At 66.1% G+C, this 11,019-nt stretch carries 12 protein-coding genes; all 12 read right to left on the bottom strand.

Going from position 1 to position 11,019, the window contains the following annotated elements:
• Window positions 1–28 precede the first annotated feature (28 nt).
• A complete protein-coding gene (locus NG898_RS22145; protein ID WP_175537130.1) occupies window positions 29–931 on the bottom strand; it encodes a helix-turn-helix transcriptional regulator in 903 nt (300 codons plus the stop codon).
• Window positions 932–1,229: 298 nt separating this feature from the next.
• Window positions 1,230–2,273 carry an EscU/YscU/HrcU family type III secretion system export apparatus switch protein gene (locus tag NG898_RS22140; RefSeq protein ID WP_252694448.1) on the bottom strand — a complete coding sequence of 348 codons (1,044 nt, stop codon included), beginning with the start codon at window positions 2,271–2,273 and terminating at the stop codon, window positions 1,230–1,232.
• On the bottom strand, window positions 2,270–3,070 hold the full coding sequence (sctT, locus tag NG898_RS22135; protein ID WP_252694447.1) for a type III secretion system export apparatus subunit SctT: 801 nt from the start codon (window positions 3,068–3,070) through the stop codon (window positions 2,270–2,272). Before sctT ends, NG898_RS22140 begins: the two co-directional genes overlap by 4 nt.
• Window positions 3,067–3,579 carry a hypothetical protein gene (locus NG898_RS22130; protein ID WP_252694446.1) on the bottom strand — a complete coding sequence of 171 codons (513 nt, stop codon included), beginning with the start codon at window positions 3,577–3,579 and terminating at the stop codon, window positions 3,067–3,069. The genes sctT and NG898_RS22130 overlap by 4 nt, the downstream gene beginning before the upstream one ends.
• Window positions 3,542–4,954, bottom strand: coding sequence for a type III secretion system ATPase SctN (sctN, locus tag NG898_RS22125; RefSeq protein WP_252694445.1), 1,413 nt, complete (start codon window positions 4,952–4,954; stop codon window positions 3,542–3,544). The genes NG898_RS22130 and sctN overlap by 38 nt, the downstream gene beginning before the upstream one ends.
• Window positions 4,951–5,565, bottom strand: a complete 615-nt coding sequence (gene sctL, locus NG898_RS22120; RefSeq protein WP_252694444.1) for a type III secretion system stator protein SctL — start codon at window positions 5,563–5,565, stop codon at window positions 4,951–4,953. Before sctL ends, sctN begins: the two co-directional genes overlap by 4 nt.
• Entirely contained in the window at window positions 5,547–6,221 is a 675-nt protein-coding gene (locus tag NG898_RS22115; protein ID WP_252694443.1) for a bcscK, read from the bottom strand. The genes sctL and NG898_RS22115 overlap by 19 nt, the downstream gene beginning before the upstream one ends.
• 8 nt (window positions 6,222–6,229) lie before the next feature.
• Window positions 6,230–7,045, bottom strand: coding sequence for a type III secretion system inner membrane ring lipoprotein SctJ (gene sctJ, locus NG898_RS22110; RefSeq protein WP_252694442.1), 816 nt, complete (start codon window positions 7,043–7,045; stop codon window positions 6,230–6,232).
• A 2-nt stretch (window positions 7,046–7,047) separates the two neighbouring features.
• The gene (locus NG898_RS22105; protein ID WP_252694441.1) at window positions 7,048–7,473 is read right to left on the bottom strand and encodes a hypothetical protein; all 426 of its coding nucleotides are present in this window, start codon (window positions 7,471–7,473) and stop codon (window positions 7,048–7,050) included.
• Between the two features lie 100 nt (window positions 7,474–7,573).
• A complete protein-coding gene (locus NG898_RS22100) occupies window positions 7,574–7,786 on the bottom strand; it encodes a hypothetical protein (protein ID WP_252694440.1) in 213 nt (70 codons plus the stop codon).
• A 115-nt stretch (window positions 7,787–7,901) separates the two neighbouring features.
• Window positions 7,902–9,173, bottom strand: coding sequence for an FHA domain-containing protein (locus NG898_RS22095; RefSeq protein WP_252694439.1), 1,272 nt, complete (start codon window positions 9,171–9,173; stop codon window positions 7,902–7,904).
• Window positions 9,148–11,019, bottom strand: a complete 1,872-nt coding sequence (sctC, locus tag NG898_RS22090) for a type III secretion system outer membrane ring subunit SctC (protein WP_252694438.1) — start codon at window positions 11,017–11,019, stop codon at window positions 9,148–9,150. Before sctC ends, NG898_RS22095 begins: the two co-directional genes overlap by 26 nt.

The following is an 11,019-nucleotide window of genomic DNA, read 5'->3' as shown; positions in this document are numbered from 1 at the left end:
GCCTGAGTGTCCGCTTGAGCGCCGTCTGCTAGAACGCCAGTTGCTCGAGCGCGGCTTCGATCAGTTGCACGCGGTTGCGCACGCCAAACACCCCACGCAGGCGTCGCAGGTGGTAATCGACGTTGTGCACGGGGATGTCGAGCTGGCTTGCGATCTCTTTGTCGCGCATGCCTCGGGCCAGGCACTCCAGCACGCGCTTCTGTGTTTGCGAAATGCTCCGGCCCATGCCGAGCAGCGTGCGCGACATGCTCGTGTAGTCAGAGATGAACTGGTGGATGCCAAGTGCCAGCACCAGCGCCCGCCCGGTGACCGCATCCGACATCCAGCGCCGGCCCGGCACGCTCGATGTCAGGCTGATCACGGCACGTGTGCCGTGCTGTGCGCCGGGCAGTGCGATGAACACACCGCTGCTGACGCCGGATTCGAGCGACATCTCGATGAACGCGCGCTTGCGTTCGGCGTCCTGCTCGGCGTGGGCAGCGCGACGCAGGTCATCGGCCTCCCAGATCATCGGCATGCCGCTGCGCGTCACCCATTCGCGGCGCGGGTCCACTTCAAAGAAGCGTTCTTCAAAGTAGCGGCGGGCCCAGTCTTCATCCGTGTAGCTCACCAGGCAGGTGCGGGCCGTCGAGCGGGCGTTGAGTGCGCGCGCAGTGGCATAGACCATCGAGTCGAAGCCCATGTCGAACAGCAGATGGCGCACGAGCATCTTGCGTTCGGCGGCGCTTGTGCAGGAAAGCAGTTCAACCAGCAGGTTGACGGTGCCACGTGGTGGCTCGTCGGGGCGCCAGACGGTCAACTCTTCTTCGGTAAAGAAGCGGACGTGGGATTGGATGGGCGGTTGTTCGGTGGCCAGTTCGAAATCCGGTAGGGCGGAATCGAACCGAAGGGTGGACGTGCGGTCCAGGTCTTGCGTATGCAAGAGGTCCATGCGTGGCTCCGGCGGATGTTTTGATTGTGCAAACGATCCCCCAACCGATGCCCTTGCGGGCTGCCGTTCGTGATATGCGATGCGCGGGTCCCGACAACCGATGCTGCTGCGCATTGCCATGGTCTTTTGACCGACCGCCCAGTCCGGGAAAACGCAGTTCTGGGGCGCGTTTTGGCGGGGCGGCGACGACAATGCGTACATTGAAACTTGGCGGCGCATGTGCCGTCCACGTCCGCTTGGGACACAGAACGGACCGCTGCGGTCCGATGTGCAGCGTGACGGGGAAGCGGTGCGCGGATCAGCCGCCGGTCTGGCTCGCACCGGTGGCCCAGCGCAGCGTCTCGGCAACCTCGCGGAAAAGCGTACGGTCAATGGCGGCGTCGAGCTGAACGTGCTCGTAGAGCTTGCTTGCGAGCCCGGGGTTGCCGTGCGTTTGAATGAGCTGCGCTTCGGCCAGCTTGCGGATGCGCTCTGCCATCTCGCCTTCTCCGCGTGCCACCACCACGGGCAGCGTGCCCTGGCCGCCGTACCACAGCGCAACGGCGTATTGCGGCGAGTACACGACCACCACGGCCAACTGGATGCGGTCGGGCAGGGCGCTCCACTGCGCCTCGCGGGCAAGCTGGCGCCGCCGGGCACGCAGGTGCGGGTCGCCTTCGTTCTCGCGGTATTCGCGGCGGATTTCTTCGGTCGTCATGCGCGCTTCCTTCAGATACTGCGCGCGCACCACCATGTAATCGGCAGCGGCCAGCACCAGCAGCATGATGGCCACGCAAGACAGCAGCACGAGCACCACGTGCGCACCCACGTGCAGGATCTGCGCAGGCGATTGCCGCCCGGCCGAGAGCAATGCATCGATGGCGCCTGCGCCCACGACAAACAGGATGCCGAGCAGGCAGAGCACTTTCAGCACCATCAGCCCGAGCCCCGCCAGATTGCGCATCGAAAACATGCGTGTCAGGCCATTGGCCGGGTTGAGCCGAGAGAGATCGGGCGACACTTTTGCCAGACTCATCAGCGCGCCAACTTGTGCGAATGCCGTGAAGGCTGCGATCACGCCGCTCAATGCAATGATGCCGATGGCCAGCCCTGCCGCATGCAGCACCATGTCAGTCACGAGCGGGCCGATGAGCTTGCCCGGCTCGGGCGCTGCCAGCACGCGGCTCAGGGCGGCAAGGCCTGCGCGGATGCTGTCCATCCACAGCGCGGGCGTAAGCGACAGCGCGCCTACCATGCATGTAAAGACAAGCGCGGACACCACCTCTTGACTGCGCACCACTTCGCCGCGTTTGCGGCGGTCTTCCAGGCGCTTGCGTGTGGGCTGATGCGGCTTGTCGCTCATGGCCCGGCAGCCGGAAAGCCAAGCAGCTGCAACAGGCTGCGCATGCCGCTGTCGGTGTCGATGAACTGGCGCAGGGCGTCATACAGGAACTGCAGGAACAGCACCATCATCAGCATTGCCAGACCGCTCTTGATCGGCTGCGAAAACATGAAGATGTTCAACTGCGGCACCGACCGGCTGATCGCGCTCAGGCCAATCTCCACCACGAGCAACAGCAGCACGATGGGCGCGGCCAGCTTGACCGTCCACGTCATGATGGAGTCGGCTTCATGGATGGCGAACTGGTCCAGCGCCACATGCACATCGGGCAGCAGCGCCTGCACGGGCCACACGCGGTAAGACTCGAACAGCGCACCGAGCACCACGTGCAGGCCGCCGCCTGTCAGGAACAGCGTGATGGCGAGAAAGCCCAGGAAGCTGGCGGTCGGGCCGCTCTCCTGCCCCGAGAGCGGATCGAAGAACGTGGCGTTGCCCGTGCCGGTCTGGAAGTCGATCAGGTAGCCGACGTTCTGCACGGCCCACAGCATGGCGGAAGCCCCCATGGCGAGCAGCAGCCCCAACGCTGCTTCCTTGATCAACAGCAGCATCCAGATGACCGGCGTCTGCTCGCCAAGCACGCTCAGCGGCACCAGCGGCGAAATGAACATCGCCACCACGGCAATCAGGCCGTTGCGCACGAGGCCCGTGAGCATGCGCTCGCCAAACACGGGCAGCACGAAGAACATCGGCAACAGGCGCGGCAGCACCAGCGTGACGCTGTGCCCCGTTTCCATCCAGCCACTGAAGGACGGAGTCATGTTGCGGGCGGCTCCTCGGCATCGGCAAGGCTGAGTGCGCATGCGTAGGCCAGGGCGTTGTGGTCGTCGAGCTGGTCTTCTGCGCGCAGTTCGGCACGGGCGGCGCTCTGTGCGTTGGCGCGCTCGGCCAAGTGCTGGATGCGGCTGCGTGCGGCTTCCGCGCGGCCGAAGGCGGTGCGTGCTTCCTGCAACTGTGTCTGGCCGCTTTGCAGCGATTGGCGTTGCTCCTGCAGCGTCGTCTGCACGTTGGCCACGATGTGCCGGAGCCTGGCCTGCTCGTAATGCGCAATCGCCAGCATGTCCACAGACAAGGCCTGGTCCTGCGGGGCCGCATCGAGCAGCCTGGCGCGCTGGTGGCGGAAGTCGGTCTGCGTGCGGATGGATTGCAGCGACGCATTGACGGTCGCTTCCGCATCGCGCACGACGTGTGCAGCCTGAAGCGTGCGCGCCAGTGCCTTGCGGCGGCGGATGTCACGCACGCGGCGCAGGGTGGCCAGTGTCGTGTCCATAGCGTTCTACCAATTGGCGGGCTTGGGCCAGCACGTCTTCAAAGGCGACGCGCTCGTCGGTGCGCTGGGCAAAGAACTTGCGCAGGGCGTCGCGGGCGGCAACGGCGCGGTCGACATCCGGATCGCTGCCCGGCTTGTATTCGCCAATCTGCAACAGCAGTTCGATCTCCTGGTAGCGGGCGAGCCATCGTCTGAGCTGGCTGGCGGTCTCGATGTGCTCGGCATTGACTACGTTGGGCATGACGCGGCTGATGCTCGTCAGCAGGTCGATTGGCGGATATTGCCCCTCGGTGGCCAGCTTGCGCGTGAGCACGATGTGACCGTCGACGATGGAGCGCACTTCTTCGGCAATCGGATCGGACTCTTCCTCGCCCTCCACCAGCACCGTGTAGAACGCGGTGATGGAGCCTTTGGCGCCGGGGCCAGCACGTTCCAGCAGGCGCGGCAGCATGGCAAAGGTGGAAGGCGGAAAGCTGCGCCGCGCTGGGGGCTCGCCGCTGGCGAGGCCGACCTCGCGTTGTGCGCGGGCAAAGCGCGTGAGCGAATCCATGAGCAGCAGCACGCTTTGCCCCTGGTCACGAAAGTATTCGGCGATGGCGGTGGCGACAAATGCGGATTTGACGCGTTCCATGGCAGGGCGGTCCGATGTGGAGACCACCAGCACCGTGCGTGCACGCGCCTGCTTGGGCAGATGGTGCTCGATGAACTCGCGCACTTCGCGTCCGCGTTCACCAATCAGGGCGACCACGTTCACATCGGCACTGGCACCGCGCGCGATCATGCCGAGCAGCGTGCTCTTGCCCACACCGGCAGGCGCCAGGATGCCCACGCGCTGGCCCACGCCCACGGTAAGCAGCGCGTCGATGGCGCGCACGCCCGTGGCGAGCGGCCTGTCGACCAGTTGACGGTCGAGCGGGTTGGGTGGCGCACCGTACGCGCTGGCCCGTGTGACTGCCGCTACGGGCCCTGCGCGGTCCAGCGGCTGGCCGAAGCCGTCGAGCACGCGGCCGAGCAGCGCCGGGCCGACCGGGAAACTGTGATCGCGCCCGGTGGGGATGACGGTCGTCGCTGCGGAAAGACCGCCGGTTTCACCAAGCGGTGTGAGCAAGGTTCCGGAGCGCGAGAAGCCCACCACCTCGGCCAGCGTGTCAGGCGTGCCGGGCGTGCGTAGCTGGCAAATCTCGCCCAGCCGCGCTTGCAGGCCGGAGGCACTGAGCAGCAGCCCGACGGCGCGCGTGACGCGGCCCTGCGTCTGGATCGGCGCGAAGCGATCGAGCGCCTGCGAGAGTTCCGCCTCCAGCGCCTGCGCGTCGAATACACCGCCCAGTGCACGGCTCCAGTCGGGCAATGCGCTCTGCGAGTCAGGTGAGGTCATTGGCCGTCTCCCGTCAGCGCTTTGCGCAGCGCGGCGAGCTGGCTGTCGACGCCCGCATCGATGGTGCCCGAGGGTGTCTGCACGGAGCAGTCGCCGTAGCGCAGGGCCGGATCGCCCGTCACGCGGATGGTGCGCCGCTCCAGGTGGTCGCCCGGTAGCGCTGCGAGGATCTCTTGCATCATGTGCACGCGCCCCGGGTGCACGCGGATGTGCAGATACGTCTCGTCCTGCAGATACTGCGCGATACGCTTGGCGGCGCTCAGCATGATGGCGCGCGGGTCGGCGTCAGCCACGATCTCGGAGACGGCGCGCACCACCAGTTCAGCCATCTTGCCGCGCGTGGCCTGCAGCATGGCGGCGGCCTGCAGCACCGTGGCGTAGGTGGATTGCGCGGCCTCGGTACGCCCAGCCTGGAAGCCATCGCCGTAGCCGAGCTGACGCTGTTCGGCGTACTGCCGCTTGGCTTCAGTTTCATGGCGCTTGCGGTCGGCCTGTGCAGCGCCCAGCAGCGCTTCGGCGTCGACCAGCGCGGTGTACTCGCGCTCCTTGAGCACCTTGCGTTCGCTGAGGATTTGCAGATGCTCGCTGCTGATCAAAAAAGCCAGTCCCATGCCGGTAGCTGTTCAGGAATGAAGCAAAGAAAAACGAGGTCGGCCACTTGCTGCCACTGCTGCGCATTCAGCGTGTAAGGCGCGCGCTCGAACGCCGCGCGCGCGAAGGTCAGCGCCAGACGCTGGCCGTGCTCGGGTGCTGCACGCATCGTCAGGTCGATCAGCAGGCGGGCGCCGCGCTCCTGCAAGACATCGATGACCTGGCGCGGCGTGCTGGCATAGGCCGACAGGCTTTCCGCCACGGCATCGAAGGCGGCCGCATGCTGCAGGGCCGATTCCATCAACGGCCTGCCCAGCGCCAGGTGAAGCACGCGCGTGAGGCGCTTGCCCGCCATGTCTTCGATCCACGCGCGATGCAGGACGATGCCGCAGGCGGTGGACAGTTGCGCCAGCGCCTGACGCGGCAGCAGGCACAGCCGCGCCTCGCGCGAGTCGACGCAATCGATGAAGCCGTCCAGCGCGGGCTCGTGCCGGCGCAATTCCTGCATCAGCACGCGCCGGCCTTGCGGGCCAAAGCGATCCCAGTTGCGGAAGCGCGCCGGCCATTCGGCTGGCAGCCAGCTCGGGTGCAGCACGCGGTCAAAGCGCAGGTTCCATGCGCACAGCAGACGTGCCAGGCGGGCGCTGTCGGGCGTGAGCATGCCGGAGGCCGTCATCGCCGTGCTCAGCCAGCCTGGTCGCCGTCATTGGCAAACTGCCCAGCACGTCGCCTACCCAGGCCACGTGACCCGGGCCAGCGAGGCTCCCAGCCGCGGCGCAATGCTGTGGCGAGTACCGCCAGCACGCCAAGCACAATCAGCACACCCACCAGCCAAACCAGCGGATTGCGCGCATTGATCAGCAGATACGGCGACGTGGCTGCGCGCGAGCGGCGTTCGTTGGCACCCAGATCGGTGCCCTGCAGCACGAGCGAGACGTTGTCGTAATTCAGCCCCTCGATGCTGTGCGCGACGAGGTCTTTGACCATCGGTGTCATGGCGCGCAGGTTCACGCCCTCGCGGTACTTGATGTAGACCGCGGCCGAGGATGGCCGCACCTTGTCGGACAGCGGATCGTTCTCGGGAATCACCACGTGCACGCGCGCGGTGACCACGCCGTCCATGGCCTGCAGCGTGCGCGACAGCTCTTCCGACATGCCGTAGAGATAGCGCACGCGTTCTTCCGCCGGGGTCGCTACAAGGCCCTGCTTGCGGAAGATCTCGCCCAGGCGAGCGAGCGGCTCGCGCGGCAGACCTTGCGCGCGCAGCACGTCAAGCGCCTGCCCCATGTCGGAGTCATCGACCAGCACTTGCCAGCCGCGCTCGTCCACGGCCTCCTTGCGCGCGCCGATGCCGGCATTGCTGAGTGCGGACAGCACTTCGTTGGCCTGTGGCTCGCCGAGGTTGGAGACGAGTTCCTTGTCGCAACTGCACAGGAGCAGGGCGGCTGCACATGCCAGGCCAAAGCGCAGCCAGCGGGACAGGCCGGTTGGGGTCGCCATCATCATTGACTGGAGTTGTGCAGCAGCGATTTCAGGGTGCCGTTGGCAGCGTTTGCAAGGCCGTAGTTCATCTGCAGGTCTGCGGTGGTGGATGCGATCAGCAGGCTGGCCTCGGTGTTGGCGGCGCTCATCTGTACGAGGTCGCCGCTTTGCGAGGCCTGATGCACCTGCGCGATCTTGTCTTCGAGATCGGCATAGCGGTTTGCCACGTCCTTGCCGTAGCGACGCAGCTCCACCATCACGCCGGAGCTTGATGCGGGTGCGCTGGCATGGGCGGAGGCGTTCGACATGGCGGCGTTGGCCATCATCGCGTCGAACTGCTGCACGTCCACCGTATGGTTGGGCGCGGTGTGTGCGGCGGCCTGCGTGGGTGGTGCGGGGGCATTGATGCTCGGTGCCATTGCCGCGGCCGCGATTTCAGTCGACATGGTGTTCTCTCCTGGACGAGGATCGGGATGACGCCCGTTGGGGGCGGCCGATGTCCCGAAACAAAGGGAGGGCGCGGCCGTGCCGTCCTCCCTTTGTGTGTTACTGGGGACGTGAGCCTTCGGACGCCAGTTGCTTGAGGTTCTCCGCGTTGTGCTCCTGGGTGGTGCACAGCATGGTGGTCAACTGTCCGTCGCTGCTCACCTTGGCGAGCTGCATCTGGATCTTGTTGTTCTCCTGCATCTGGTTGATGGTGTCCTGGCTCGAAGCCGCCGGATTGTTGGTGGTGTTGCCGATGTTCACATCGAAAGCCATGGTTTGCTCCAGGTCGGTCTAGGGGGAAATGCGCCTCGTGAGAGGCAACGGTTGCGCGCCATGCCGGTGGGCCGGCATGAGCGTACAAAGGGTTGGGACGGCGCGGGCAGCGGGGTCATGGCGTGGCAGCCGTTACTGGTGCAGACGTGGCCGCCATGCCGGGCGCGCTGGCTGCACTGACCGCACTGGCAGCAACCTCTGACGCGGCCGGCGTGCTTGCAGCCTGAAAATCCACACCCCCGCCTTGAATCGGCCGCACAAACGCCGTGCCGCCGTGATCGAACGTCACCCCCGTGGTCGAGATCTGTCGGATCACGTCGCCGTCGGGCATGCGGGACCCCTCGAAGTAATGCTGCCCGTCGCGCGTGGTGACAAAGCGCATGCCGTCTTCATCGGCATACACGCCCACGATGCTGCTCTTGGCGATGTCCACGTTTTGACCCACCTCAACGGGGCCGCCGTCCTTGTACTGCACGTTGTCCACCACCTCGATGGCGGGGCGCGCGTCCCGCGCAAATACGCGCAGGTGGTCGCGCACCCGGTAGTCGTTTGTCTCGCCCGACACGATCACGCGGCCGTGTCCGGCGTATTCCACTTTCAGGTGCCCATCGCTCACGAACTGTTGCGCAGTGGCGAGCAGATCGCCCACCACATAGATTTCGCCCAGCGTGAGCTTTGGGATACGCGCGGCACGCTCTCCGATGGTCTTGCGGTCGGCCTGCGTTTCGACGTACCCACTTGCTTGATACGTGCCATCGCTCATCGGGGCCACTACGATTTCACGTGGATTGCCCAGCGCCTGTTGAATCTGCGCGATGCGCTCGGTGGTGGATCCGCTGCGAAAGCGGAATTCACCGCGAATGGCCAGCACCGCCGCCAGCAGCGTGATCATGGCCAGCACACACCACAGCGCCACCAGCGCGGGTGCGGCGCGGGAGCCACGCCCGCGCAGAAAGCGCCCCACACCCGCCATGTCGATCAGCCAGCGCACGCCGCGTTCGCGCACGGGTGCGGGCGGCTCCTGCACCGCCGTCGCGGGGCCGCCGATGCGCTCCACACCAAAGCGGATCGGCCCGAGGTCCACCGCATCGCTGGGTGACAGCGTGCGCCGCACGCCCTGCGGCAGCGGTGTGCCGCCCAGTTGCACGGGCGTGGCCTCCGCGCCGGCAGGCGTGTCTGCCACGTTGCGCACGGCCACGGCAATGTCGCCCACTTCCAGGCACAGGTGGCGGCCTGCCACGGCGCGGTCCGGCAGGATCACATCGCAATCGGCCGACGAGCCGACCCAGTTCTGCCCGCGCTTGAGCGGCATCGACCGCCCATACAGCGGCCCGCTCAGGAAGCGCAGGCTCCACGGCGATTTAGGCAACGAGGCGGTCGGTTGCATACGGCGTCTTCAGCAGAGTGGCGACGGGGCGCGGCGCCTGCGTGGCAGGTTGGTCTGCCGCTGGCGATGCGGGCGCCGGAGGAGCCGGCGGCACTGATGGGGCATCGCTGCTCGGTACCGGCAGGGGGCGCGGCGCATTCGGGCCCTCCATCGGTTGCGGGAATGCAGGCACATCGGAGTCAACGAACGGCGTGGTGGCCAGCCGCGGCGTCAGCAGATAGAAGCGCTCCATGTGCTTGCCCGACTTGGTCGTGTACTTGAACAGGTTGCCCAGGATCGGGATGTCCGACAGCAGGGGAACGCCGCTCTTAGTAAAGCGCTGTTCATCTGCGTTGAAGCCGGCAATCAGCAGGCTCTTGCCTTCTTCCACCATGGCCTGCGTGACGATGGCGCGCTGCTGGATCACGGGCAGGTTCTGCACGGTGTCTTGCGTGACGTTGCCGTCGTCGATGCTGATGCTGAGCATCACGCTCTTGTTGCCGTTTTCATCCACCACCAGCGGCGTGACCTTCACGCTGGTGCCGGCTTGCACGGTATAGAGCGACGAATCCTGAAAGCCGCTGACCGGGATGTAGAACTGCGTGAGGTTTTCCAGGATGGCCTCGGTGTTGTCGAGTGCCAGAACCTTCGGTTTGGCCTGCGTCTGGGCGTTGCCGTTCTGTGTCAGGGCGTTGATGCGCGCCAGCAGGTAGTTGCGAAGGCTGCCGCCAATCGACGCAGTCAGCGCAATGCCGTTGGGCGTGCTCGGCCCGGTGGAGCCCTGCTCGGTGCTGCCCACGCTGAAGGTGAGCGGCGGGTTCTGCCCATTGCCCGATTGGAAGTCGCCATGCGTGGTGTGCAGGCGCCAATCCACGCCCAGGCTGTCGAGCGAATCGGCGCTGATGTCGATGATGGTGAGGCTGATCTCCACCAGGCGCGGGCGGATGTCGAGCGACGAGATCACCTTCTGATACTGCGCCAGCCGCTCAGGCAGATCGCGGATGACCACCGAGTTGATGCCGGGGTCTGGCTCGATGCGCGGCAGCTCCGGCCCCGGGCCGTTCGATGCCAGCAGCGGCGGGCCGGAATCTGCCGGCGGCTCTGTGTAGTTGCTGGTGTCGATGCGCGGGATGCTGAGCATGGCGCCCTGGCCGAGCTTGACCTGCCGTGTGGCACTGCCCAGGCGCGGCGCCGCGCTGGTGCTCGACGTGCTCGACCCTTGCCCATAGAGGCGCCGCAGGATGGTCGCAATGCCGGGCACGGTCACGGAGCGGCCCGACCGATTGACCTGGAAGTCCGTCGCCCACGCATATTTGAGCGGGAAGGCGCGAATCTCAGCGCGCTCCCCCGAATGCGCGCCGTCCCCCACGCTGGAGATCGACTGCTTGACCAGTTCGACATAGCGGCGCGGGCCGGACACATACACCGTGCTGTCCTTGTCGCTCACCAGCAGCGGAAAACGTTTGTCCGTGATCTGCATGGACTGCAGCACCTGGCCGACCTGCTCGGCGCTGCCCTTCGGGATGGGAAAGACCTGCGTCTGTGCCTCTTCTGCGCGGTCGATGTAGAGGAACGAGCCGTCGTAGTACCAGGTCAGGCCATAGGTGGCGCACACCGTGTTCAGCGTGCTGGCGGGCGAGCCCGAAAAGCGTCCGCTGATGGTCGCGTCGATCTTGCTGTCGACCACGGCCGTGACACCCTGCGCCGCTGCCAGCTCGCGCAGGAAGTCCGTCAGCCGCTTGTTCTCGGCCACGATCTGGTAAGGGCGATTGCGCCAGTGCAGCTCGGCTGCGGCAGCCGAGGAGGACAAGTCGACGGTACAGCAGGCCAGCAGTGCGGCGAGGCACAGGAGACGGTGCGGGTTCAC

This window comes from Ralstonia mojiangensis, assembly GCF_023955645.1.
In the GTDB taxonomy this organism is placed as follows: Bacteria; Pseudomonadota; Gammaproteobacteria; order Burkholderiales; family Burkholderiaceae; genus Ralstonia; species Ralstonia mojiangensis.
The sequence above is the reverse complement of the archived record's forward strand: the minus strand, read 5'-3'. Positions and strand labels throughout refer to the sequence as shown.